The organism is Flavobacterium sp. CFBP9031 (genome assembly GCF_034044945.1).
Classification (GTDB): domain Bacteria; phylum Bacteroidota; class Bacteroidia; order Flavobacteriales; family Flavobacteriaceae; genus Flavobacterium.
In genome coordinates this window covers 221,288-246,008 of sequence record NZ_JAXCWF010000006.1, presented here as the reverse complement: position 1 = coordinate 246,008, position 24,721 = coordinate 221,288, and the positions used below count along the sequence as shown (strand labels likewise).

The 24,721-nt window shown below is 34.1% G+C and carries 23 protein-coding genes; 16 read left to right on the top strand and 7 right to left on the bottom strand.

Translation table 11 applies throughout. The features are described 5' to 3' along the window. Positions 1-87: 87 nt before the first annotated feature. Entirely contained in the window at positions 88-2,463 is a 2,376-nt protein-coding gene (locus SOM12_RS12535; RefSeq protein WP_320493651.1) for a TonB-dependent receptor, read from the bottom strand. 124 nt (positions 2,464-2,587) lie between these two features. Here SOM12_RS12535 and SOM12_RS12530 point away from each other — a divergent pair, with 124 nt between their 5' ends. From SOM12_RS12530 to SOM12_RS12515, 4 genes are all read left to right on the top strand, one after another. Next, the gene (locus SOM12_RS12530) at positions 2,588-4,228 is read left to right on the top strand and encodes a histidine kinase (protein ID WP_320493650.1); all 1,641 of its coding nucleotides are present in this window, start codon (positions 2,588-2,590) and stop codon (positions 4,226-4,228) included. A 1-nt stretch (position 4,229) separates the two neighbouring features. Continuing rightward, positions 4,230-4,925, top strand: coding sequence for a LytTR family DNA-binding domain-containing protein (locus SOM12_RS12525; RefSeq protein WP_320493649.1), 696 nt, complete (start codon positions 4,230-4,232; stop codon positions 4,923-4,925). 148 nt (positions 4,926-5,073) lie between these two features. Beyond that, positions 5,074-5,478, top strand: coding sequence for a putative quinol monooxygenase (locus SOM12_RS12520; protein WP_320493648.1), 405 nt, complete (start codon positions 5,074-5,076; stop codon positions 5,476-5,478). A gap of 171 nt (positions 5,479-5,649) precedes the next feature. Further along, positions 5,650-6,618, top strand: coding sequence for a GNAT family N-acetyltransferase (locus tag SOM12_RS12515; RefSeq protein WP_320493647.1), 969 nt, complete (start codon positions 5,650-5,652; stop codon positions 6,616-6,618). A gap of 106 nt (positions 6,619-6,724) precedes the next feature. On the opposite strand, the gene SOM12_RS12510 is transcribed toward SOM12_RS12515, so the two are convergent. Further along, complete coding sequence (locus tag SOM12_RS12510; RefSeq protein WP_320493646.1) at positions 6,725-7,513, bottom strand: polysaccharide lyase; 789 nt, start codon at positions 7,511-7,513, stop codon at positions 6,725-6,727. Between the two features lie 653 nt (positions 7,514-8,166). Here SOM12_RS12510 and SOM12_RS12505 point away from each other — a divergent pair. The 3 genes from SOM12_RS12505 (at position 8,167) to SOM12_RS12495 (ending at position 11,592) form a co-directional block, all read left to right on the top strand. Continuing rightward, entirely contained in the window at positions 8,167-9,717 is a 1,551-nt protein-coding gene (locus SOM12_RS12505; protein ID WP_320493645.1) for a vitamin K epoxide reductase family protein, read from the top strand. Positions 9,718-9,820: 103 nt separating this feature from the next. Continuing rightward, the gene (locus SOM12_RS12500; RefSeq protein WP_320493644.1) at positions 9,821-10,003 is read left to right on the top strand and encodes a hypothetical protein; all 183 of its coding nucleotides are present in this window, start codon (positions 9,821-9,823) and stop codon (positions 10,001-10,003) included. 230 nt (positions 10,004-10,233) lie between these two features. Further along, on the top strand, positions 10,234-11,592 hold the full coding sequence (locus tag SOM12_RS12495) for an NAD-dependent succinate-semialdehyde dehydrogenase (protein WP_320493643.1): 1,359 nt from the start codon (positions 10,234-10,236) through the stop codon (positions 11,590-11,592). 60 nt (positions 11,593-11,652) lie between these two features. Here SOM12_RS12495 and SOM12_RS12490 read toward each other — a convergent pair whose 3' ends face one another. Further along, positions 11,653-12,255, bottom strand: a complete 603-nt coding sequence (locus SOM12_RS12490) for a hypothetical protein (RefSeq protein WP_320493642.1) — start codon at positions 12,253-12,255, stop codon at positions 11,653-11,655. Positions 12,256-12,454: 199 nt separating this feature from the next. Between SOM12_RS12490 and SOM12_RS12485 the strand changes: the two genes are divergently transcribed. The 5 genes from SOM12_RS12485 (at position 12,455) to SOM12_RS12465 (ending at position 18,189) form a co-directional block, all read left to right on the top strand. Next, a complete protein-coding gene (locus tag SOM12_RS12485) occupies positions 12,455-13,153 on the top strand; it encodes a DUF1826 domain-containing protein (RefSeq protein ID WP_320493641.1) in 699 nt (232 codons plus the stop codon). Between the two features lie 136 nt (positions 13,154-13,289). Next, positions 13,290-14,714: an amino acid permease gene (locus tag SOM12_RS12480; RefSeq protein ID WP_320493640.1), complete on the top strand. Its 1,425-nt coding sequence runs from the start codon at positions 13,290-13,292 to the stop codon at positions 14,712-14,714. Positions 14,715-14,883: 169 nt separating this feature from the next. Continuing rightward, complete coding sequence (locus SOM12_RS12475; protein ID WP_320493639.1) at positions 14,884-15,510, top strand: MEDS domain-containing protein; 627 nt, start codon at positions 14,884-14,886, stop codon at positions 15,508-15,510. A gap of 265 nt (positions 15,511-15,775) precedes the next feature. Further along, positions 15,776-16,798: an META domain-containing protein gene (locus tag SOM12_RS12470; RefSeq protein ID WP_320493638.1), complete on the top strand. Its 1,023-nt coding sequence runs from the start codon at positions 15,776-15,778 to the stop codon at positions 16,796-16,798. Between the two features lie 383 nt (positions 16,799-17,181). Beyond that, positions 17,182-18,189 (top strand): aldo/keto reductase, encoded by a 1,008-nt coding sequence (locus tag SOM12_RS12465; protein WP_320493637.1) that lies wholly within the window; start codon positions 17,182-17,184, stop codon positions 18,187-18,189. Between the two features lie 114 nt (positions 18,190-18,303). Here SOM12_RS12465 and SOM12_RS12460 read toward each other — a convergent pair whose 3' ends face one another. The 4 genes from SOM12_RS12460 to SOM12_RS12445 all read right to left on the bottom strand — a co-directional run bounded on the left by SOM12_RS12460 (position 18,304) and on the right by SOM12_RS12445 (position 21,330). Then, positions 18,304-19,224: a hypothetical protein gene (locus tag SOM12_RS12460; RefSeq protein ID WP_320493636.1), complete on the bottom strand. Its 921-nt coding sequence runs from the start codon at positions 19,222-19,224 to the stop codon at positions 18,304-18,306. A gap of 160 nt (positions 19,225-19,384) precedes the next feature. Further along, positions 19,385-20,176, bottom strand: coding sequence for a glucose 1-dehydrogenase (locus SOM12_RS12455; RefSeq protein ID WP_095929205.1), 792 nt, complete (start codon positions 20,174-20,176; stop codon positions 19,385-19,387). Positions 20,177-20,235: 59 nt separating this feature from the next. Further along, entirely contained in the window at positions 20,236-20,814 is a 579-nt protein-coding gene (locus tag SOM12_RS12450) for a TetR/AcrR family transcriptional regulator (protein ID WP_095929206.1), read from the bottom strand. 102 nt (positions 20,815-20,916) lie between these two features. Further along, positions 20,917-21,330: a VOC family protein gene (locus tag SOM12_RS12445; protein ID WP_095929207.1), complete on the bottom strand. Its 414-nt coding sequence runs from the start codon at positions 21,328-21,330 to the stop codon at positions 20,917-20,919. 229 nt (positions 21,331-21,559) lie between these two features. Between SOM12_RS12445 and SOM12_RS12440 the strand changes: the two genes are divergently transcribed. The 4 genes from SOM12_RS12440 (at position 21,560) to SOM12_RS12425 (ending at position 24,656) form a co-directional block, all read left to right on the top strand. Beyond that, positions 21,560-22,348 (top strand): SDR family oxidoreductase, encoded by a 789-nt coding sequence (locus SOM12_RS12440; protein WP_320493635.1) that lies wholly within the window; start codon positions 21,560-21,562, stop codon positions 22,346-22,348. Between the two features lie 227 nt (positions 22,349-22,575). Further along, positions 22,576-23,382, top strand: coding sequence for a phytanoyl-CoA dioxygenase family protein (locus tag SOM12_RS12435; RefSeq protein WP_320493634.1), 807 nt, complete (start codon positions 22,576-22,578; stop codon positions 23,380-23,382). Positions 23,383-23,536: 154 nt separating this feature from the next. Further along, positions 23,537-24,223, top strand: coding sequence for a CDP-alcohol phosphatidyltransferase family protein (locus SOM12_RS12430; RefSeq protein ID WP_095929210.1), 687 nt, complete (start codon positions 23,537-23,539; stop codon positions 24,221-24,223). Between the two features lies 1 nt (position 24,224). Continuing rightward, a complete protein-coding gene (locus tag SOM12_RS12425; RefSeq protein WP_320493633.1) occupies positions 24,225-24,656 on the top strand; it encodes a GtrA family protein in 432 nt (143 codons plus the stop codon). Positions 24,657-24,721: the final 65 nt, after the last annotated feature.

Below are 24,721 nucleotides of genomic sequence, written 5' to 3'. Positions count from 1 at the left end.
AAAGTACTGTGAATATAATGATTATTTTCTTCATTTATTTCTGTTTTATACTACAACTTCTTGTTTTTCTTAACTATTGTACGAACATCAATCTCTATTGGCATCATTGGCTTGTCGAATTGCTTTTGCATCGGTTAGATTAAAACGATAAACAAAACTCAAGCGATATCTCGCTGCATTTGGAATGCTATTATCTTTAATGACATAATCTGTTCCCGTTGTAACGCTTTTGTATTGGCGAAGATTAAAAGCATTGGTAACATCAAAAACAATAGTGGCTTTATCTTTAAGGAGGAGTTTGCTAAACCCGAAATCAATTGATTGTAATGCTTCGCTGGTAATTTGTGCATTGCGTTTTTCTCCACGAAAGTTATAACGGCCTTGAAAACTAAATTTAGCAGGAAGTTTAATCTGCGTGCTTAATCGAGCAGTAAAGTTTTGACTGCTATAATCTAGGTTTTCGTCTCTATAATTTCCTTTTTGTTTGAAGTGATAATAATTCATTTCGGCATTAACCTGAAGCCATTTTAACGGATTATATAATGTCGATAATTCAATTCCGCTTCTTATTTCGTAATCAATATTTATGGGAGTTGTTAGAAAGATATCATCTTGGCGATACGTATAATCTTGAATAAAGCCTTTTTCGTATTGATAATAAAGCGAAGGATTCAAAGTAAATGTTTTCCAATTTTTAAGAAATGCCATTTCAAATGCATCTGTGTAGGAAGGATTTAAATCAGGATTTCCGATATATTGTGCATTTAAATCGGTGACTTCATTGAAAGGATATAAAGCATTTAATGACGGACGTTTAATGCGTTTGCTGTAATTTAACTGCAATGACGAAGCATCAAACTTATAAGCTAGATTGACAGTAGGAAAGAGTTTGTTATAGTTTTTTTTATCGCTATAAGCATTTTCTACATCTTTAATGGCAATATCTGTAAGCTCGGCTCTTAAGCCCAACATATAACTAAACTTGTTGATTTTACTGCTAAATTGCGTATAAGCGCCCGTTATGGTTTCGTCGTAATTTAAATCATTATCAATGTTCTGATAAACGATCCAATTATTGTCCTGTTGTTCTTCTGCCAGATAATTGCTCGTAACCGTTCTGATTTCAGTTTTTAATCCAAATTCCAAAGTAGAAAGACTGTCAATAGGCTGAATAAAATCGGTCTTGGCCAGAAAATCTTTGCTGTTTCCTATAGAACTTGTTCTAATGCCAGGATAAACCATTGTGTCTGGAAGCAAACGCTGTGTAGAAAGATCCCATTTTTTGTCGCTGTTCCACCAATCGTATTGAACGTCAATAGTCCATTTTTTTGCTTTCTGTTGGAATGTTCGTGTATAATTAAACTCAATCTGACTGTAATCCCGTTTTTCCAATGATTTTCCGTGTCTTGTCAAAAGACTATCAGGTGTTGTATGGCCTAGATCACTATCGTACTGATAACGCAAATCGGTTTTATCATTATCATGTGTGGCATTCTTTAAAAAAGCAGCCGTAATGGTTTGATGTTCATTAATAAAATAATCCGCACCCATATAAAGCAATTTTCCATCGTCGTGACGATCTTCATTCTGCACGCGATGCATGTAATTTGGAGAAGTGGTGCTATTGGTTACCTGATCGGTGGTGTACAAACCCACATAATCGCTAGAACGAATACTGAAATTGGAAAAAATATTGATTTTGTTTGATTTAAAATTAAGGCTCGGATTAAGACGACTATCATTTGGCGAGCCGGCAACCAATCTAACCTGACCGCTAAAACCGCTTTTTTTGTTCTTTTTCAATATAATATTAAGAATCCCCGCAGAACCCGCAGCATCATATCTTGAAGAAGGATTGGTAATAACCTCAATTCGTTCGATCTGGTCGGCTGCAATCTGGTCAAGCGCATTGCTTTGGGTAAGTCCAGATTGTCTTCCGTTAATTAATATTAAAACATTACTATTTCCACGAAGACTTACCGTTCCCGCAGCATCAACAGCGACAGATGGAACTCCATTTAATACATCGTGAGCAGAGCCATTTTGCGAAAGCACATCTTTACCCACTTCAAAAACCTTTTTGTCTAGTTTTAAACTAACATTCGATTTTTGACCGCTAATTTCAACTGCTTTTAATTGTACCATATTGGTAATTAAATCAATTGTTCCCAAATCAATTTTTTGTTTTCCTGCAATTAAAGATTGGGTATGATTTTGATAACCCGTGTAACTAAACAAGATAGTGATCGAACCATTTGGAGTTGCTTCAATAGTAAATAAGCCAAGGTCGTCTGTTATGGCTGTGGCCAATGTTTTTGATGCATTGTCTTGTATGGTTACCGTTACATAAGGCAGTGTTTCTTTTGTAGCGCCGTCTTGAACTTTACCAGAAATAACGGTTTGCTGTGCTATTCCTAAAAATGGAATAAAGAGAATTAAGGTTTTGATTATTAGAGATTTCATTTTGATTGATTTTGTTGTACAAGATTAATTCATAAAAGAAAGCACCGTTTTCGAAAACATTCAAACGGCTCTATAAGCTTCTCAAAAGCATTTGGCAATTCGATATTTGTTCTATCTTTATCTTATGTATAAATCTTACTTTTTTATCGTTTTACTTCTTCTCATGTGTACCTCTTGTAACTATTACAAAGAGTACGTTACAACCGATGTAACATATGATGTTGATTACAATCATCAGAAGATGGATTGGGGTAAACCGGATAGTTCGAGTTTTAGATTTGAAACAGACGTTGAAATACAAAAACGAAAAAATACTTCTCAATCGTTAGGGCTTCAAATAAATGCCTTTGGTGCTTTTGATGTGTATTGGGATGGAGTTTTGATTGGGAGAAATGGTCAAATGGCACAAGCAGATCGTGTTGAGGTACCAGGAACAGAAACATCTTATTACCAAATACCAAACGATTTGTCTAAACTTGGGAAACACACCGTTGTTTTAATGGGTTCGCAAACCTACAATAGAGAAGCACAGCGCGGTATTGATGTAAAACTTAAAGATTATCTGCAACTTCAACGTTCACCACTTATCGTGGTTTCTTTTATGAATATTATGGCAGGCGCCTTTCTTATTGCAGGCATCTACTATTTTTTTCTCTATCTCAATAGTACCCGAAAAGAACTAGCCGTTTTGCTTTTCGGAATTATTTGCCTGCTTTTCTTTTGTTTGCTCATTATCGAATATGTCAAGTATTATCTAGACATTCCTTATAATGAATTTTATACCCGTTTAAAGATTATCGGGTGGCTCACTTTTGCTGTTTCAATGCTCATACCGTGGTATTTTATGCTACAGTTTGAATTTAAAAGAAAGAAACTAGTGCTGTTTTTTTTGTTCATTGTCCTTTTAGCGGTTTATATTGGCTATTATGGGCATTATGATATTTCAGCTGCTTATTTTACTATAACTGCTCGTTTCTTTTCTATTGTAATCGCTATTGAAGCCGCTATTAGAAAAGCAAAAGGCGGACTTATTGTTGCAGCGGGTTTATTGGCAGGAGTAGTGGTCAATTATTTTATGTTTTATGACTTCGGATTGTTTATTGCTTTTACCATTTTGGTGCTTTGCATGCTTTATCTCCATACGATACGGGCAAAAGCAATGGAAGAAGCTCATAATGCATCATTGCTGCTTTCTTCCAGATTGCAATTGGAACTGATTAAGAAAAATATTCAACCGCATTTTCTTCGAAATACTTTAACCTCGCTGATTGATTGGATTGAGGAATCGCCTAAAGAAGGAGTTGTTTTTATTCGCGCTCTAGCGGAAGAATTTGATATAATGAATGATATTGCCGAAGACACACTTATTCCAATCAGGCAAGAGATTGATTTGTGCCGAAGACATTTGGAGGTAATGTCTTTTCGTAAAGAAATTTGTTATGAATGGCAGGAAGAAAGAATAGACGAAAATGAAACGATTCCGCCAGCTATTTTTCATACTATAATAGAAAACGGAATTACGCATAGTCTTCCGCCAAAAGAAGGCTGCATTGTTTTCTGTTTAAAATTCACCAGAGAAAAACAATACAAAGAATACACTTTATTGACTTTTGCTGAAAATCGGCAAACTAAAAAAGATAAGCGGGTAGGAACTGGATTTAAATACATTCAAGCTAGACTAACAGAAAGTTATGGCAACAAGTGGTCTTTTGATTCTCATGCTGTAGAAAAAGGGTGGGAGACCATCATTAAAATTTTTGATTGAGATGAAGATACTCATAATTGAAGACGAAGCTCGTATTGCCAAAAGAGTAGAAAGAATGACTCGTGATTTTTTTGACAAAGACGTGCAAATTCTACTTTCTGATTCTCTCGAAAGCGGATTGATAGCGATTGAGAATAATCCGATCGATCTTCTGCTGTTAGATTTAAATTTGAATGGAGAAGACGGATTTGAAATCTTGCAGACTTTTGTGGCAGGACCGTTTCAGACCATTATTATTTCGGCTTATACCGATAAAGCTATTACAGCTTTCAATTATGGAGTTTTGGATTTTGTACCCAAACCTTTCGATCAAAACAGATTGGAGCAAGCCTTTATGCGTTTTACGACACAGGGAAAACAATCGGGCGGAGATATTCGTTTTTTGGCAGTAAGAAAAGCAAAGACATTTAGACTCGTGCCCATTAATGAGATTCTATACATCAAAGGGGCAGGGATTTATACCGAATTGCATTTGGCAAATAACAAAATAGAATTGCACGATAAATCGCTTGAAGCTTTAGAAAAACTGCTTCCTGAAACATTTGAAAGAATACATAAATCGTATATTTTATGTTGGGAACAAGCAGACAAAATTGTAGTAGAAGCAGGAGGAAAGTACAGCATGCAGCTTAAAAACGGTGACTTACTACCCATTGGCCGTTCGAAATACAAAGAGATTAAAAATAAACTGATTTAGTTTTGGAATCCTTTTCGATTTAAAGTATTTTAAACACTATTACCCAAAACCATTATGCGGACAGATGTTTATATTTTCAGTATATTTAAAAGCACTAGTAATGAATTTAAACTAGAGTAATTATAAATTCAAGACAAAAGAATTAATTATGAATGTATTTTGGAATAAAATAAAAGTATCGTTTTTATTTACTTTTTTCTCACTTGGTATTATGGCACAAAATAAAGATCACATGGTTCGCATTGCAGAAGTTGAGATAATACCCGATTATCTGGAGCAATACAAAGCTATTCTTAAAGAAGAAGCAGAGGCATCTATAAGGTTGGAGTCTGGAGTGATTGCTATTTTTCCAATGTTTCAAAAAGAGCATCCAAATCAGATAAAAATATTAGAGATTTATGCTAATAATGAAGCATATCAGTCTCATTTAAAAACGCCTCATTTTTTACTTTACAAAACATCTACACTTAAGATGGTCAAGTCGCTAAAACTTAATGATTTGGAGGCTTTGGATGTGGAGACCATGGCAGCGTTGTTTAAAAAATATAAATAGAAACGAGTCGGCTTTTAATTTTTGGTATTTATTTTTTAATACACTTTAACGAATGGTTAAAAAGGAGCGTAATGCAAAAAACGCATTAACAAATTAAAAAATAGCATTTTTACGCATTAGGTTTTTGTCTAGTTTTATCCCTAGAAAAACACAACGCCAAAGAACCACAAAATGATAACAACCCAAAACCTTTTAATAAAACCTTATAGAGTCGAAGATTCCGAACGCTTCTTTAAAAGTATAACCGACAACAGCGAATATTTGTATGATTACTTTGCAAACATGATAAAAGTGAATGATAGCTTAGAATCGACAAAAAAATATCTGGAGCAGAAAGAGATAGATTGGCAAGAAAATAAAAGTTATGCTTGCGGTATATTTTCAAACCAAGAACTTATTGGTCATGTATCTGTACGAGAAATTGATTGGAGAATTCCAAAAGGCGAATTGGCTTATTTTATTTTCAAAGAATACAGCGGTCATAATTATGCTGCCGAAGCATTAACGGCTTTTAAAAACTGGTGTTTTGCAACTAAAAAGTTTAATAGACTTTTTATGAAAATTGCAGAAGAAAACGCTGCAAGCATTAAAGTAGCCGAACGTTCTGGATTTGTATATGAAGGACTTCTAAAAAAAGATTATAGAAAAAGAGAAGAAGATTTGACAGATATGAAAATATACGCATATACTGAAAATCTGGAACTTGTAAGAACGACTTCTCAAAATGCAGATTTCGCCAGTTTAATTGTAAAACTAGATGAGAATTTAGCAAGCCGAAATGGCGATATGCAGGAATACTTCAACCAATTTAATAAGGTTGATGCCATTAAACACGTCATTATTGCTTATATCAACGGAATTGCGGTGGGCTGCGGAGCTATAAAACAGTTTGATAATGATTCTGTTGAGGTAAAACGCATGTTTGTTTCTGACGAATATAGAGGAAGACGCATTGCATCAAAGGTTTTAAATGAGCTGGAAAACTGGGCTAAAGAATTAGGTTATGCATCGACCGTTTTAGAAACTAGTAATGTGCAAACAGAAGCAGTTGCATTGTACACTAAAACGTATACTGTTATCGAAAATTATGGACAATATGCTGGAATAGAAACTAGTATTTGCTTCAAAAAGGAATTGTAGAAAGCTTTTAACTAATAACAACTTCGATGCTTTTATGATAATAAATAGCATCGAAGTTGTTGGGTTTATTTTTTCGGTTCAAATGTTTTTTAAAGTGCGTTAAACACTATAGAGCATCCCAAGATGCACTAGGATAGTAGATAGAGCTTGTTACAGGAGCTGTCCAATAGCTTTGACTTCCTCCACGGAAAGTGTGAAGACTCACTGCATTTACATTTCGCTTAGCATCGTTGGTTACCCAGCGAATTTTTTCGTTCAATATCTCTGTACCGTTCACGTAATATTTTACATATCCGTCGGTATTTGATCCTGTATTTAACTTCACAGATATCTGGCAATTATAAGTAACACCTTCTTGTATGTAATACTTCTTTCCGAAATCATTACCATATTGTCCCGGCTGATCTCTATAATATACATAAGGTTGAAGATAAGCGCCGCTTCCTTTAGCAGTATTAGAACCGCTTGGACAATACCACATAAACCTTGCGCTACCGCCATTTCCATCCCAAGCTGCATCGCCACCCGTATTTTGGTCACCAATTAAGATACCATATCCGCATTTTCCGCCTCGGCTCCAATAAAATCCGTTGTTAAATTTCATCTGAAACCAAACTGTATAAACGCCTGTAGACCAAACGCCATAAGAAGTACACAATCCACCTGGGCAAGATAAGGTGTTGGTTTGCAAAGTAATGGTTCTTGCGCCAGCAGTTCCTTTTGCTGTTGTACCGGCTTGTATGGCAGAATTATTTGAAACAGTATCTCTATTCGCGATTAAGGCAGCATCTTTTTTAGCAGTTTGAGATACCTCTAAATCTTGTTCCTTTTCGCAGGAATAAAACACCAATGCTGCAGTAGCTAGCATACAAGATAATTTTATGATTTTCTTCATTTTTTAAATTTTAAGGTTAGTAAACAATTAATAGTTAGTAAAATAGATAGTAGTATTTGAAACCGAAAGTGTAAAGTTGATTATTAATAATTTACACTAGGAGTAATAAAGTACGTTTTTACGTACACAGAAATCCAGCGTGTCTATTTGTTGCAAACTCAAATAGATAAGACTGATATTGAGAAGCTTTTCGGCACAAGCAAAAAATGTCGCTAGAGTAGAAATCAGTTTAAAAGAAGTGTAAAGGAAAAATGATGCTATTAGTTTTATTTAGGATATAAAAAAGTTTTCTCTCACTCAGAATCTCGAGAGATTTTTTTAAAAGATTTTTACGCAAATTTTAACTTTTTTGAGATGCACATTTTAACAAATGTCTAAATAGAAAGATGACCTATTAGAAGAAAACTAGAATGATTTTTATGACTAATTGAATAATCCATTTTGAGCTTAGAATACCCAAAAATATCAATAAATACTTGGATTGTTTATATTGATAATATGTTAAAATATATGTCGATATAGTGTTTATATCGTATGATTTTGTCGAAATTATCAAAAAATATGCCAAAATGTACTATTTTTTTTACTGAAAAACCTTGCTTGTTTTGAAAGATTTAAATTACATTTACAAAAAACAAACATAATCTTTAGACATGGTACAATTAGTTCAAAAGTATTTAAGCATCAATAATTATAAAGATCAAACAGAAGAATTCGAAGACCTATTTCAATCTCATCCTGATTTTCCCAGCTTATTTGCCATTACCGATACTTTTGATTTATTATCTATAGAAAATGTAGCCGTAAGAATTCAAAAAGAACAATTATCTGAATTGCCAGATTCTTTCATAGCCGTACACAGAAACAATATAGTGTTGGCAACTCAAAAAGAAGACACCATAACTATTGAGTCAGAAGAGGAAGGAAAGAAGGTTTTACCATTTGATGATTTTACCCAAGAGTGGGATGGAATTGTAGCAGTTATTGAACCCAATGAAACTTCAAAATCAGCCGGCTTTAAAACAACTTCAAATTGGCACAACTATGCCTTAGCAATTCTTGCTTTGGTAATTGTTTCGTTTGTTTATAATAGTTACGGCATTAGCGAAATTCTGTTGCTTTTAACCTCAATTGCAGGCCTTGTTTTCAGCGTTTTTATAGTTCAAGAAAAACTAGGTGTAAAAAACGAAATGGTATCTAAATTTTGTAGTATGAGTCCTAGCGCATCATGTGACTCAGTAATTGGCTCCAATAAAGGAGAGATTAATAAATGGATCAACTTTGCAGATTTACCTGTTCTTTTTTTCGGTGTCAATTTACTTGCGGTACTAGCCAATCCTTCTGGATCAAGTGTTGTAATTGGACTTTTAAGTTTACTATCTCTTCCTGTAATTGCTTATTCTATTTATATACAAAAATGGCAACTTAAAAAGTGGTGTTTGTTGTGTTTGACAGTTTCCGCTATTATAATTCTTCAAAGTGCTGTTTGGATTTTTATGTTGCAGCCATTTGTTTACAATTCATCTAGTCTTTTTCCTTATTTGTTTTCGTTAATATTAATTGGAACCTCTTGGTTAGCAATAAAACCTATTTTAACAGGTAAAATGAAAGCAGAAGAAGAGGTAAACAAATTGAAAAAATTTAAAAGAAATTTTGGAGTCTTCAATTCGTTGACAAAGGAGATTCCGGTTTTGGCTGGTTTTAATAAGCTAGAAGGTCTTCAGTTTGGTAAAATTGATGCTGATGTTGAACTTCTAATTATTTTAAGTCCAAGTTGCGGGTATTGCCATAAAGCTTTTGCGGAATCTATGGAATTAATAACTAAATATCCAGAAAAAATATCTCTTAAAGTTTTATTCAATATTAATCCTGATAACACGAACAATCCATATAAAATTGTGGTAGATCAATTATTGGAAATTAATAGCAAAAATAAGGACTCTGTTTTAGAAGCAGTTTCAGATTGGCACATCAAAAAGGTCGGATTGGATAAATGGTTAGAGAAATGGAATTCAGGTTCTATCAGCATGAAGACAAATCAACAGGTGGAATTGCAATACGATTGGTGTCGTGAAAATCAATTTAATTACACGCCAGTGAAAATTGTAAATAATGAAATCTTTCCTCATGAGTATGAAATAAGTGACTTAAGATACTTTTTAGGTGATTTCTCAGAAGCAAAAAGTTTAAGAAAAGTAGTTTGATAGTATTTAAAAATATATAAAAAATTCTTGCGCAAGAGTAGACATAAACTTCAAGTGTCTTTAAACTGATTGAAGTATTAACTAATATTAAAAACTATATGCTATGTTAAAAAACATTTTAAAGTTAGACGGTGTTGCTGAGCTAACTAAAATTGAAAAAAGAAGTGTAAAAGGAGGTTTAGCGTGTGTTGATGGAGTATGTCCAAAACCTGGTAATTATTGTTGTCCTCCTTATCCAAGTGGAGAACAGCTATGTAGACTAATTGGTACTAGTTGTCCAGGATAAGAATTTCAAATTCTGTTATATTTCAGATTAGGTGCTTTAACATAATGTAATATAACTATAGAAAAAAGAATTTCTAACATCAGAATATCAGAAGAGACTGTTTAGGCAGTCTCTTTTTTTGTTTTAAAAAGAGACTTTCATCAAAAAAACAAGCTTTACACAATTTAAAAACTAAAAATAAATTGTACCTTTTATATCGTTTTTAAATAAATACGATAAAAAATAATGTTATGATAAAGTCTATAAATCCTTATAATCAAGAAATTGTCTATGAAGTTGCTGAGTTTGATAGGAAAGAAGTAGAAAATGCAATTGATAAAGCTGATACTCAATACTCGATTTGGAAAGAAATTCCCTTTTCTGAACGTTCCGTGTTAATGAAAGCCGCTGGTCAAGAGCTACGAAAAAATGCACGCGAATATGCCGAAATTATTACCCAAGAAATGGGAAAACCGATTACTCAGGCATTGGCAGAAGTAGAAAAATGCGCCACTTTATGTGATTATTATGCTGAGAATGCTTCAAAGATGCTTGCCGATAAAATAATAGAAACAGAAGCCCATAAGAGTTATGTAAGCTACGAACCAATAGGAATTGTTTTAGCCATTATGCCATGGAATTATCCTTTCTGGCAAGTGATGCGTTTTGCGGTTCCAGCATTAATGGCCGGAAATGTTGCTGTTTTAAAACATGCCAGCAATGTGATGAAAAGTGCTATGAGCATTGAAAAAATATTTGATAGAGCAGGCTTTCCTTCAGGATGTTTTACTAATTTGCCTATTGGAAGTAAAATGGTAGAAGAAATCATTAAAAATCCTAAAATTAAAGCAGTTACACTAACAGGAAGCGAAGCGGCAGGAAGAGCCGTAGCTGCGGTTGCTGGAAATGAAATTAAGAAAACAGTTTTAGAGTTAGGAGGCAGTAATGCTTTGGTGGTTTTTGCAGATTGCAACTTGCAGAAAACGGTTAAAACTTGTGTACAAGCGCGTTTTCAGAATGCGGGGCAAAGCTGTATTGCCGGAAAACGTCTTCTAGTAGAATCGTCTATTGCAGATGAGTTTACAAAAGCTTTTATCGAAGAAGTTGGCAAACTTCGTTCGGGCGATCCTTTGAGTGAAGAAACAACAATAGGAACAATGGCAAGATTGGACCTTGCTGAAGAATTGGAAAAACAGCTTCAAGATGCATTGGATAAAGGCGGTGAAGTTTTATTGGGAGGCAAAAGGAATAAGGCTTATTTTGAACCGACTGTTATTGGAAACGTGACGACAGATATGTCGATTTTTAAAGAAGAAGTTTTTGGTCCATTAATTGGAATCACGACTTTTAAGGATGAAAAAGAAGCTATTGCACTTTCAAACAATAGCCCATTCGGACTTGGTGTTACCATTTTTACAGAAGATTTCGAAAAAGCATTCCGATTAGTGCCCAAATTTAATGAAGGAGCAGTATTTGTAAACGAACTGGTAAAGAGTGATCAGAGGCTGCCTTTTGGCGGAACTAAAAACTCCGGATATGGCCGTGAACTTTCGCAAGACGGCATTCAGGAATTTGTAAACAAGAAAACGGTTTACATTAATAAATATTAATAGAAGTAGAAAAGGTGTTTGAGAGTTTCAAACACCTTTTCTAATTTTAGAAATCCTACTTTACGGATTAATTATGTCTGAGTCCGGAAGGTTAAAAGATCCGTCTGTGATTTCTACTGCTACTCCTGATTCTAGATTTCGAACCTTTCCAGAAAAGGTGCCTTTAATTCCGTTTTTACTTATAGATTCAATTTTTACTATAAAAACGTCATCGGCAGCTCGAGTACTATACAAAATAGTTCCGTTTGCGGTTTGAACAGCATATCGGGCCACCATTTCTAATTCTGCTGGAGTAGAATAAGTGCCTGCGGTGATGTTTCCTCCAATTTTCCAAATTTCAAAATCTAATGATGGAGGAAGTTGCTCACCAGCAGTTTTAGGATAAGGCGCTTCATATCCCCCGAGTATAATATACTCAAATCGATTATCGTTGCCAGAGGCCTGAAAGTTGGCATTATGAAAATTTATTTTACGACCATCTAGAGTGGCTTTAAAATAATAATCAGATTCATTGTTATTTGATTCACTATCACTGCTTGAACAAGCCGAGAAAAGCACGGTTAAAATGGAAACATAAAAAAGCTGTTTTACAAAACGAGCAGTTTTATTTTTTAAAGAAAATGACTTCATTACTTTAAAACCATCAACATTAGTATCTATCATTCTATATTTTTTTTAGTTCATAACAAATTTACCAATGCAAGATGCAGTAAACAATACCTGATTTCATGGTTATTTGCTATTAAAAAGCAGTAGCTTTTCTTTAAGAAAAGAGCGCAGCATCAAATAAAATTAAATGCATAAAAAGGTAAGAAGCAACTGCTATTGCCTATTTTTGCAATCGATCTAAAATATCCAAACTATGAATAAAACATTTTCTTCCAACAGTCAAATTGGCGTGGTCTCTACTTTTTCGGAGCTTGTGCATACCGATTTTAAGGAAGAAATGAATGCATTATGTTGGTACAGAAATCTGGATGGGGATTTTAAAGAGATTGTGAATCAATTAAGTTTAAAAGAAAATATAACAGAAATTTATCCAGAAGATTTAATCGCGCTTCAATTATCTGAAAAAGGAAATAGAGCCAGAGAAATAATCTTAACCGATTTGCAACTATTAACTGAATTTGGCGCTTCGCCTTCTCTTAATTTACTGAAGTGTTACGAGCGCGATGACGAATTTGATTTCATATCTACCGATGTATATTCGTTTCACGTTGATCGTTCGCCCATTGCAACCGATACATTTTTGTGCACTTATCACGGAACAGCAAGTGATATAATTCCTAATTCGCAGGCAGAACAGAAAATTTTAATTCCAGAAATTCGAGCAAAACTAAAAGAACTGCATGATGGAGCAGAGGAAGAATTCGAAGAGTTTTTAAAAGAAAATTTCTTTGACCTGCATTATCAATTGCATGAAGGTGCAGAACCTATTAATTTAGGACAAATGCACCTTTGGCGTTTGGCCGTCGATCATCCAAAACAGCAAGTAAAGCCTTGTATTCATAGGGCGCCAAAAGAAAATGATGGAGAATATCGCTTGTTGTTGATTTGCTAGTTCAACGGCTAAAAAAAGAATATTTATATTTGATTATAAAAGAAGTCACAGAACGATGCTTTGTGTGATTGCTTTTTTAACTTATCTTCGCTTTTTATACATTCTGAATACATTTAAATACCTTAAAACAAAATCTGTGAAAAATAATCATGATGCTGTAGAAGAGAATCAGCTTAAACGTGGACTAACTAACCGACACATTCAGTTAATTGCCTTAGGCGGATCTATAGGAACAGGTCTTTTCCTTGGCATTGGTCCAGCGGCCGTATTAGCAGGGCCATCTGTTATTTTAGGATACGCTATTGCCGGAATTATCGCTTTCTTTATTATGAGACAACTTGGAGAAATGGTTGTCGAAGAACCCGTATCTGGAAGCTTTAGTTATTTTGCCTATAAATATTGCGGTTCTTTTGCCGGTTTTGCATCAGGTTGGAATTATTGGATTTTGTATATTCTGGTAAGTATGGCCGAACTTACAGCCATTGGAGTTTATGTGCAGTTTTGGTGGCCCGAAATTCCGCTTTGGGCATCCAGTTTATTTTTCTTTCTGGTTATTAATGCCTTAAATTTTGCCTCGGTAAAGGTGTACGGAGAAACAGAATTTTGGTTTTCAATTATAAAAGTGGTTGCGATTATTGCCATGATTCTTTTTGGCACTTATCTGCTAATAAGCGGAACAGGAGGAGAGCACGCTACAATTCATAATCTATATAACGACGGAGGCTTTTTTCCAAAAGGGATTTTTGAAAAAACTGGAAATGGCGGTTTTCAAGGTTTATTGTCAGCAATGGCTCTGATTATGTTTTCTTTTGGTGGTTTGGAACTTATTGGAATTACCGCTGCTGAAGCAGAAAATCCAGAAAAAAACATTCCAAAAGCTACCAATCAGGTTATTTATAGAATCCTTATATTTTACGTTGGAGCATTGGTCATTTTATTTGCTTTGTCGCCTTGGAGACAAATTACGACTGACAGTAGTCCGTTTGTAATGGTTTTTCAAAACTTAAACGGAATGGAATTTGAGCTCTTTGGAAACAAAATATTTTTTACAAGTCTTATCGCCAATGTGCTTAATTTAATTGTATTAACTGCCGCTTTATCTGTTTACAACAGCAGTGTTTACAGTAACTCGCGAATGTTATTTGGTTTGGCAGATCAGAATAGTGCGCCTAAATTTTTAAAGAAGTTAAACAAACAATCGGTTCCAGTTAATGCTATTTTAGTTTCTTCATGCTTTGCGGCTATCTGTATTTTAATAAACAAAATAATTCCAGAAGAAGCTTTTAGTATTTTAATGTCTTTAGTCGTGTCTTGCTTGGTAATTAACTGGGTTATGATTTCGTATACGCATCTGCAATTTAGACGTGCCAAAGACAAAGAAAACACCAAAACCAAGTTTGCTTCTATATTTTATCCAATAAGCAATTACATCTGTTTCGCGTTTTTATTGGGTATTTTAGCCATTATGTGGATGACGAATATGGAGATATCTGTAGAATTAATTCCGATTTGGCTCGGTATTCTTTTTGTGTTTTATAAAGTTTTTAAAACGAAAGAATAGGCATCATTTAGTATAGTATCATTATTAAGGCATTGATTATTAACGTAGAGTTGATTTTTGATGCCTTTTTATATTGGGAAAATTGAAACACGAAATGGTATTGAAATTTTAAAATGTAGTACTTGTGTAAGCAAAAGCTTATTGCGATATTTGAGTTATGAACAAACAAATGTCTTTTTCGGTATGTGGAGAATCATTTTCGGCTCCAATGCATATTTGTGGTTTTTTCGATTCGAGAGAACAACAGTATGAAGTCATTATTCCTTATATTTTGGAGGGACTGGAAACGAATGATAAAGTGATTAATATCCTTGAAGGAAACCGCCATGGAGAACATTGTCGTTGTCTGGCAGATAATGGAATATCTATTGCTCAAAAACTCGCGAGTGGTCAATTAGAAGTGCTAGCTTCTGAAAATACGTATATAAAAGATGGCGAGTTTGCTGCCGAAAAAATGTATAAAACGCTTGAACAGACTTTATTATCAGCTTCAAGATCTGGATATGATAGCGTAAGGGCGTGTGGAGATATGATTTGGGCTCTTAAGAATCTGCCAGGAACTGATGAACTTTTAAAATATGAAGCCAAATTAAATCTGTTAACTCCACAACATGCAGTTTCCCTAATTTGTATGTACGATGTCAGCAGTTTTAGCCCAAGTACACTTACAGATATATTGCTTACACATCCTTATGTTATAAAAGATGGAAAAATCAGCAAAAATCCACATTATGTAGAGCCTTTAGAATTTATTTCTAATCTTTCGAATTATCGATCTGATAAGCTTAAGTCTTAAGTAATTTTCTTTTTTTCTCATAAGCTTAAAAAAGCTAAAAATCCTACTAAAACATCCTTAAATGTAATAGAAAGAAGACTTTTGCTTAAGTAAAACAAATAAGCTGATTATCAATATTTAGCAGTTTGATTGTTAAAGAAAAAGCCGAATTTAGGGCTGATAAAAAAAAGTTAAAAGCATTCTTTATTTTAGAATGGCACAATTCATGCCTGCAAAAAAAAACATAAATAATCTGAATGCTTAATCGGTATTCTAAAAAATTAAAATGATGAAAAGATTTAAATGTATGTATGTTTTTGTGGTAGTATTAGTATCAGCATTTACATACGGTCAGGAAAGTTTAAAAATGTTTGTAAAAGAAAGTAAAGTGCCATGTCAAGGTGTTGGTCCTATGGAATGTCTGCAAGTGAAGTATGATAAGGACAAAGAATGGCAACTTTTTTATGATCATATTGAAGGTTTTAATTTTGAAAAAGGAAATCGATATGAGATAATGGTAACCAGAACCAAAAGACCAGAACCTATTCCGGCGGATGCTTCTTCCTACCAGTATAAACTGAAAAGTATTATTTCGAAAACGCCTGTAAATACCGAAAAAGGCATTTACAATACCAAAATGATTTTAACCCAGTTAAACGGAAAAAAGATAAATAGCGGAAAAGCATTTATTACCATTAACGATGAAACGGGTACTATAAGCGGTAAAAACGGATGTAATAATTTCAACGTAAAATACACGAAGCTTTCTTCAAAAAATCAAATTAAGACCAATTCTCCAATGGGAACTTTAATGGCTTGCGACGACGAAAGCATGAAATTAGAACAAGAATTTAGTACTGCGATAACAAAGAAAAAGTTCAAAATTGTAAAGAAAAACAATACTGTACAGTTTAAAAACGCGAAGAACAAAGTGGTTATGGAATTTTCTATTCCAACTCAAGACCAATTGTGGAGTTTTATCGAAAAAAATAACTGGAAACTAATAGCTCTAGAAAATGTTGGACAGGATTACGGCAGAGCATCTATTAAGTTTAATGTAGCAGAAAAGAAAGTGAGCGGAAACACAGGCTGCAACAACTTCTCTGGAACTTATGAAACTAACGGTGATCGTATTTCTTTTGATAAAGTAGCGTCTACAAGAATGGCATGTATTGGTGAAGGAAATGAAACAGAGCAAAAAGTGCTGTCGTATTTAAACAATAAAGACCTTCGTTTTGATGTAGCAGACCAAACGCTTAATTTTTATCTTAACGATAAATTGGTCATGATGTTTGGCATTACAAAATAAACCGTTCTAGAAGTCATCTTAAAAGAGAAGATGATTTATGAAAAATAATTGTAAAACCAGTGAAGTTAATTCACTGGTTTTTTTATGGGTATTAGTTTTAAAGTCTGAAATTTTATGAACTCATATTTCCAAAGTGTTCATAAAATGCTGTGCAAATGTCTCTGACTTTGAGTTTTTTTTAACTTCTATATTATTTATATACTTCATTATTCACGAATATTAATAATTAATAATTGCAACGCTTGCAATAACCATAAATATAAAAAGAGGAATAAAGAGTAACAATAAAACAATATTTAAGTTTCTTATTATACGATTTTTATCTTGATGAGAAGTAAGGGTTTCTTTTAGTAGAAATATGATAATTGCAAAAATCAGAATACTTGAAAAAATTGAAAAAAAAAGGTATTCTTCAAAAGTTCCATTTTCAAGGCCTCCTATTGAATTCTCAAAACCAGAAAAATGAAATAAACCGACGCAGATTTTTACAAAATGGCGTAAAACTTGCCGCTGCAGGAATTTATCTTGGTATGTTTGGCATGCCTGAACTATTTGGAAATGTCTTGATGGATAAAGAGGCTAAAGGTATTCCAGATGTTAAACTAAATAACGGTTTAAAAATGCCTCTACTCGGATTTGGAACATACGGACTCAGCGGTGATGTATGTCAGAAATCGGTGGTCGAAGCCATAGCCGCAGGGTACCGTCTTATTGATACCGCAAAAGTATACGGAAATGAAGTAGAAGTAGGGAAAGCAATAAAACAAAGCGGAGTGGATAGAAAGCAGCTTTTTGTTACTTCAAAATTATGGGTTGATGATGCTGGTTATGAAAATGCTAAAAAAGGATTTGAAGAAACACTAACAAAACTAGGTCTTGAATATCTTGATCTTTACTTAATACACCGTCCAAGAGGCGATGTGAAAGGATCGTGGAAGGCAATGGAAGAGCTTTATAAAGCAGGAAAAATCAAAGCGATAGGCATTAGTAACTTTAGTCCAGAGCAACTGAGAGATCTTTTATCTTATGCCGAAGTAAAACCTGCTGTAAATCAGATTGAGACTCATGCCTATTTTCAACAGACCAATGATTATAACGTGTTAAAACAGCATAATATACAAATGGAAGCTTGGGCACCTTTTGCGGAAGGACGTAATGGTCTTTTTACAAATTCAGTATTAACCCAAATTGCTAAAAAGTATGACAAAACTACGGCACAGGTAAGTCTGAGATGGCATTACCAGCGCGGTATTGTGAGCATTCCGAGATCTTCGCAAAAAGCGCATATTATAGAAAACCTCAATATATTTGATTTCAAGCTTGATGTTGCCGATATGAAAGCAATTGAAAAATTGGATTTAAACAAAACACAGTTTCCAGAATGGAGCTAAATAAGAATAGTCTGAAAACCAATTGAAAAAAAACTCTAAATAATTGATTTAGAGTTTTTTTTGTGGCCTTTACAAAATCAAATTGCAGATCGATATTTTAATTTTTAGCATATATTAAATGCTGTTAAGTCTTACCGATAAACTTTTTAAATCTTGTTCGAGAGAGCGAACAGTGGCTTGCAATTCATTTAGCATATTGGCTCTCGAAGATAAATCGTCTGCGGAGTAAATTCCGCCATCATAAAAAAAGAGTTTTTCGGTTTCAGCATCTATTTTTCCATCAAAATTGTATTGCAACCATCTGTTTTTAATACTTTCCTGCAGATCATTTTTTCCAGAATTACTAAATTGTTTTTCGTTTAGAATCACCCATATAGAATTGGGATATGCGCCGTTAGAATTATCATTGAACCAAATATTTCGCAGCAGATTTCTTTCCAGTTTTAAGTTGATTTTTTTTCCTTTAGGAGCAATAGTCAGCGCTCCTAAACCGGCACTCACTAATCCGCCGCTGACACCAACAATATCACTGGCATTATTGTTTTTTATTAAAACAGTGGCTACAGTAGTTAATGCGCCAATAGTTACAGAAGCAACGGTAAGATTTCTGGTTTTTTTATTGTTGATATCGTTTACAAAATTGGCCAGTTTATCGATACGTTCGCCATTACAATCTAATTCTGATGCCAGTGCATTTATCTCTATGCTGGTAAGAATTAAACGATCGGTAATTTTTTGTTTTAAAACGAGTCTTTTTAAAGTGTCTTTTTTGGTTTGAAGATATTCTGAAAGATAGGATTCAATACCAATAGCCTTGCTTATCAGGATATCATGCTGCGATAAATTAGCTTTTAGAATACTGTCGTTATTAGATGTTTTATTCGGGAAAACTTCGAGTTTAGAATAATCATATTCAATGGTAGGCTGGCAGTAATTACTGGTGAGATAATCAATTTTTGGACTATTCAAAACGGTTGAACACGAGGATACAAAAATAGATATAACGAATAAAATAAATATTTTACGCTGCTTCATATTGATTTTGTTTAACATTAAAAATACGAATTAACTTTTTACTGTTAAAAAAAACATTTCGTTAGAAATAGAATTTGTGAAGGCTTAACTTAGAAAGCGAATATAAAAAAACGGATTACAGGCTATGCTGCAATCCGTTTCTACATAAAAATATCTTGATTTAAGAATTACCGTAAAGGTTTGATTCCCCTCCATCAATAGCAATGGTCTGTCCGTTTACATATTGGCATTCATCGCTAAGAAGAAATGCAACAAGGTTACCTACGTCTTCAGGTTTCCCTAATCTTCTTGTAGGGTTTCTTTGTGCGTATGTTGTTTCAGCAGCTTTAGGGTCGGAAGGGTTTACCTGTTTAAAAGCTTCAGCCACCATTGGAGTAAGTATAGCTCCAGGCGCGATTGCATTGGTATAAATTCCATCTTTACCATATTCTATTGCTGCATTTTTGGTCATACCCGAAACGGCATGTTTACTTGCGACATAAGGCATCTGATTAACAACCCCTCTGATTCCGCCTACAGAAGCTACGTTTACAATTTTTCCTCCGCCGTTTTTCTGCATTACCGGAATCACATATTTTAGTCCGTAATAGACACCCATAAGATTGATGTCAATTACTTTTTTAAATATATTGATGTCATAATCCACTATTGAAGCCTGTTTTCCTTCGATACCAGCATTATTGTAGAATCCATCGATACGGCCAAACTCTTGAACTGTTTTGTCTACATAATTTTTGACAGCCTGTTCGTCTGAAACGTCAGCGATTATGGTTATGATTTTTGCATTTGGAGCAACTGAATGGATTTCTGCTTTTGCTTTTTCTAGTGCTTCGGCATTGTAATCTACAATTGACAGATTGGCTCCTTTTACTGCTACTGCTTTACTTGCTGCTAGTCCGAGCCCCATAGCTGCTCCAGTAATGATAATTGTTTTGTCTTTAAAAATGCTCATGATATATAGTATTAAAATATGTTAATTGAAAAATTATTCATTTAAAATTTAAAAAAATGCTAGCTTATACCTCTCCAGACCAAATCAAAGCAGTCATCGATGAGCTGCTGGCTTAATGGAAATAACTTTTGGATGATGCCTGTAGAGCAGGAGCGTACCGCACCATCAAAAAAGCTGATGAGTATAATGGCATCTAGTGCTTTTATGATTCCTTCTCGCTGTCCTTTTCCTAAAAGATCATAAAGAGGTTTATTCTGTTTTTCATACTCAGCCAGTTGTTTGGAGAAATTGAGCTGTATGTAACCCGACTGCTGATACTGGTCGATAAATACGGTTTCATCATAATGATTTAGCCTGTAGTTAAGCATATTGATGTAAATCTTCTTAAGTGATTGCCTTACGGGTAAATTAATGTCAAAGTCCCGATACATGGCCTGGGTCATTTTATCCTCTACAGCGGCATAGGCCAATTGTACTACCTCTTCTTTGTTTTTAAAGTAAATGTAAAGTGTTCCTGCAGCAACTTCGGCGGTTTTACTTATACCAGAAATGGTAACGCTTGCTAATCCCTGTTTGCCTGTAAGTACATATACAGATTTCAAAATTTTCTCTCTTTTATCCGGATCTAATGGTCTCATACAGTAAAGTTAAATGAAAAAATATTCATTTAAATACAGTTGTTTGAATTATAACTTTTCTTTAACTCATTTTGGGTAGTATTCTCAATTGCTATTATTTTCTTATAATTCATAGCCAATCTCCCATATATGCCCAAAAGGATCTTTTAGCTTTCCAATTCTCCAGTCTTCTTCGGTTACCATGGGGCAAATCTGTATTGCACCAAATTTTAGTACATTTTCAAATATTTGGTCTGCATTTTTAGTTTCTAAAATTATTCTGATTAGTGTGTTAAATGCTGGATTTTCACTGCCATCACAGGGTGTCTCGTCACTAAGATAAAATTCGGCGCCTTCAATTTGCAATACAGAAGATATTTTATTGTTATCCGCTTCAAATCTTTTAGATTCAACAGCGCCAAAAGCGTCAGTATAAAATTTAACCGCTTTTAATCCGTCATTCACTGTCAGGAAAGGCTTGATTTGAGCTTTCTGAAGTGTAACTTTGTCTTGATTTTTTTCTTCTTCCAATTTCATAAACTTCAATTATATGTTACTATAAAAATACTGTTTTTTTTAACTATACTATTTTCAATAGTTTAAGTGCGCTTGATTATTAGAATTTATTCAGAATCGGTTTGAATATCTTGTTGGCGTATTGGGCGAAATCAGTGCCAGCGAATAGGGTTAGGGATAACTATTATGGATGTTGCTTATCCAGCGGTTTATAATTAATTTTTATATTTGAGTAATTTAAATGAAGAAAATGAGCGAAAAAACGAAACCGTATGCCTTAATAACGGGCGCCAGCAAAGGCATTGGAAAATCTATTGCTTATGAATTGGCTAAACAGGGTTATCCGCTATTGCTTGTGGCAAGAAGTGACGAGGAATTAAAAGCATTATCTAATGATCTTCAAGATAAATTCCGTATCAATGCTTTTATTTTATCGATTGATCTTTCAACAAATGGCGCATCACAAAAAGTAACCGATTGGATAAAAAGTAATAATTACCCACTTGGAATTCTAGTTAATAATGCTGGTTATGGCGTGTGGGGCAATTTTAGTCAGTCTGCTCTAAGCGATCAGCTTGGCATGATGCAGCTCAACATGAATGTAGTGGTAGAGCTTTCGCATTTATTAGTTCCCATACTTTCAAAACAAAAACAAGGCTACATTTTAAATATATCGAGTACCGCTGCCTATCAAGCTGTGCCTACGCTTGCGGTTTATTCCGCTACAAAGGCTTTCGTTCTATCGTTTACCCGTGCCTTGCGTTTCGAATTGGCTCAAATCTCAATTTCGGTAACCTGTTTTAGTCCAGGTCCAGTTGATACTGGTTTTGCTGCAAGAGCTGGTTTAAGCGCTTTAAATAAAATGGCAGAAAAGTTTAATATGCAGCCCGATGAAGTGGCAAAAATGGCTGTAAAAGCCATGTTTAGCAAAAAATCTGAAGTTATTCCGGGGTTTACCAATATCATTTCGGTTTATGCCAACCGCATACTGCCAAAGGCTTTTATCGAAAAAACGGCAGCTGGGATTTATAAAATCTAATTTTTTTTCGAAAAAATATAAAAATATTCTTTGCAAAAGAAAAAATATATATTATGTTTGTATTAAATTCTACTAATTCTATAGAGTATGTCAGGTAAAAGAAAAAATACGTTTAATTTTCCTAAAGGTCGAATGCAAGCAAACATGCGAATGTGCTGTTGTTGTTGCTGCAATCTTTTAGACAAAATTATAAACACTATTATTTCATTTATTAAATCTATATTATCATGGGATCTTCTTATAAAACCTTCACCCTTACTGAGCAATTAACTAATGAGCAAATAAACTTTTTTAACGAACATGGTTTTATCCATTTCAAAAAATTCATAAATCCGAAAACGGTTTCATCCATCATTGATGCTTTCAAACAAGTGGAGCAAAAATGGATTGAAAATGACATTAAAAAAATAAACGGCGTTCCAATTAAATATGGAAAAGATTTAGATAGTTCTGCTATAGTACAACGTTTTGCTTTTATCAATCAACATCATCAAACCTTAAGCGGTCTTTTGCTTGATCCGAGATTTAACAGTTTACTGCAATTGGCAGGCGATGGAGCTAGATTAGGAACTGAAGAAAAAGACGGAATGGTTTTTAACCATTATATCAACGGGCCAGAAAGTAAGTTTACTAAAATGGGCTGGCACACAGACGGTTTAAGAGATATTTTTTATGGTGGAAAATTAAACCCGATGCTAAATGTGGGTATTCATTTAAGTACTTTAAAACCTGAAAATGGCGGTCTTAAAATCATTCCAGGTACACACAAGCAAAGTATTTATCAAATGCTTTTTCGTAAAAAATACTTTTTAGATCATCAAGCCGATCCAGAGGAAGTTTCTATCAATCCGGAAGCTGGAGATTTGACTATTCACGATGGGCGTTTGTGGCACAGAGTGGCGCAATCCTCTATTCGTGGCGAAGAGAGTAGAAGAAGGGTTATTTATATTCCGATTATAGCAGGGAAATATGCTCCTAAAAACGAGAACAGTCCAACGGTTTTCTATCAACGTTTTGCAGGTATTGTTAAATAATTATGCTGATTGTTCTCGCATTTAGTTATCTGGTTAGATCAGGTAAACTAAAAAGTGCCTCCGATTTTTTTAAAATCAAGCAAAGAAAAATCAAATTGAAAATTGCAAAAGTAGAATTGGCAATCCTGTCAGGGTTACAAATATTGGGCTAATAATGGGAAAAGAAATACAGGTGGAGGAGTATAGTACAATTGCGCAAAGAACATTTTCGGACCGCAAGCGAACTAATATTTTAAAAAGAGCAGAACAGTTAACGATTGTATTTTTGCTTCCAAAAGTGCCTAAATTCATTTCGCCCAACTTGCTTACTTTACTTGGAACGCTTGGTTCGGGATTCGTTTTTTTAGCTTTTGTTTTAGGAACTTATTCAGCCAATTGGTATTTGCTTTTAGGGATTATCGGATTGGCTATAAATTGGTTAGGTGATTCTTTAGATGGAAGATTAGCTTATTATAGAAATATTCCGCGACGTTGGTATGGTTTTGCACTCGATATTATCGCCGATTGGATCGGTATTGTACTTATAGGCTTTGGCTACTACATTTATGCTGAAAATGGCACACAAGTATTAGCCTTTGCTTTTGTTGCATTGTATGGCTGGTCGATTATAATCAGTCAGTTACGCTACAAAATTACAGATCAATACAGTATAGATTCTGGCTTAGTCGGTCCAACAGAGCTTCGATTTATTATTGCTTTAATTTTAATTACAGAAGTTTTATTTCCTGGATCTATAACTTATTTGGCAGGCTTAATCACCATTGCGTTATTTATAATTAATACAATAGACAGCTTGAAACTCTTAAAGTTGGGTGATTTAAAAGATAAAAACCAAGGCTGAAATGTTCAAGAAGAAAGCTATTGTCACTTTTTTGCAGGCTCAAGTTGCGGCATTTTTAGGTGGTATTACCGATTATGGCTTAATGATTCTATTAACAGAAGTATGTAAGCTGCATTTTACCTTCTCTATTTTAATCTCCGGAACCATTGGCGCAATTATCAATTTCAGCATCAATAGATTTTGGGTGTTTAAAAATCAATGTGGTTATAGTAGCCGCATTAATAGTCAGCTTTTTAAATTTGCGTTGGTTGTATTAGGAAGCATTTCTTTAAAGTCATTTGGTACGCTTATTTTGCAAAAAGTATTTCAAATTGATTACCGAATCGGAAGATTAATCACCGACAGTTTTGTTTCTTATGGATTTAATTACCCGCTGATAAAATATTGGGTTTTTAAAATAAAGAAAGAACAGGAAGCAATCGAATCAAACTAGAATATAAATAAACTCTTCGATATATTTTTTTAACACACTTTGACTCCACTCAGTGCAGGCTAGAA

Coding starts and splice junctions, on each gene's coding strand:
- SOM12_RS12535 (WP_320493651.1), bottom strand. CDS start 2,463: ATGAAATCTCTAATAATCAAAACCTTAATTCTCTTTATTCCATTTTTA.
- SOM12_RS12530 (WP_320493650.1), top strand. CDS start 2,588: ATGTATAAATCTTACTTTTTTATCGTTTTACTTCTTCTCATGTGTACC.
- SOM12_RS12525 (WP_320493649.1), top strand. CDS start 4,230: ATGAAGATACTCATAATTGAAGACGAAGCTCGTATTGCCAAAAGAGTA.
- SOM12_RS12520 (WP_320493648.1), top strand. CDS start 5,074: ATGAATGTATTTTGGAATAAAATAAAAGTATCGTTTTTATTTACTTTT.
- SOM12_RS12515 (WP_320493647.1), top strand. CDS start 5,650: ATGATAACAACCCAAAACCTTTTAATAAAACCTTATAGAGTCGAAGAT.
- SOM12_RS12510 (WP_320493646.1), bottom strand. CDS start 7,513: ATGAAGAAAATCATAAAATTATCTTGTATGCTAGCTACTGCAGCATTG.
- SOM12_RS12505 (WP_320493645.1), top strand. CDS start 8,167: ATGGTACAATTAGTTCAAAAGTATTTAAGCATCAATAATTATAAAGAT.
- SOM12_RS12500 (WP_320493644.1), top strand. CDS start 9,821: ATGTTAAAAAACATTTTAAAGTTAGACGGTGTTGCTGAGCTAACTAAA.
- SOM12_RS12495 (WP_320493643.1), top strand. CDS start 10,234: ATGATAAAGTCTATAAATCCTTATAATCAAGAAATTGTCTATGAAGTT.
- SOM12_RS12490 (WP_320493642.1), bottom strand. CDS start 12,255: ATGATAGATACTAATGTTGATGGTTTTAAAGTAATGAAGTCATTTTCT.
- SOM12_RS12485 (WP_320493641.1), top strand. CDS start 12,455: ATGAATAAAACATTTTCTTCCAACAGTCAAATTGGCGTGGTCTCTACT.
- SOM12_RS12475 (WP_320493639.1), top strand. CDS start 14,884: ATGTCTTTTTCGGTATGTGGAGAATCATTTTCGGCTCCAATGCATATT.
- SOM12_RS12470 (WP_320493638.1), top strand. CDS start 15,776: ATGATGAAAAGATTTAAATGTATGTATGTTTTTGTGGTAGTATTAGTA.
- SOM12_RS12460 (WP_320493636.1), bottom strand. CDS start 19,224: ATGAAGCAGCGTAAAATATTTATTTTATTCGTTATATCTATTTTTGTA.
- SOM12_RS12455 (WP_095929205.1), bottom strand. CDS start 20,176: ATGAGCATTTTTAAAGACAAAACAATTATCATTACTGGAGCAGCTATG.
- SOM12_RS12450 (WP_095929206.1), bottom strand. CDS start 20,814: ATGAGACCATTAGATCCGGATAAAAGAGAGAAAATTTTGAAATCTGTA.
- SOM12_RS12445 (WP_095929207.1), bottom strand. CDS start 21,330: ATGAAATTGGAAGAAGAAAAAAATCAAGACAAAGTTACACTTCAGAAA.
- SOM12_RS12440 (WP_320493635.1), top strand. CDS start 21,560: ATGAGCGAAAAAACGAAACCGTATGCCTTAATAACGGGCGCCAGCAAA.
- SOM12_RS12435 (WP_320493634.1), top strand. CDS start 22,576: ATGGGATCTTCTTATAAAACCTTCACCCTTACTGAGCAATTAACTAAT.
- SOM12_RS12430 (WP_095929210.1), top strand. CDS start 23,537: ATGGGAAAAGAAATACAGGTGGAGGAGTATAGTACAATTGCGCAAAGA.
- SOM12_RS12425 (WP_320493633.1), top strand. CDS start 24,225: ATGTTCAAGAAGAAAGCTATTGTCACTTTTTTGCAGGCTCAAGTTGCG.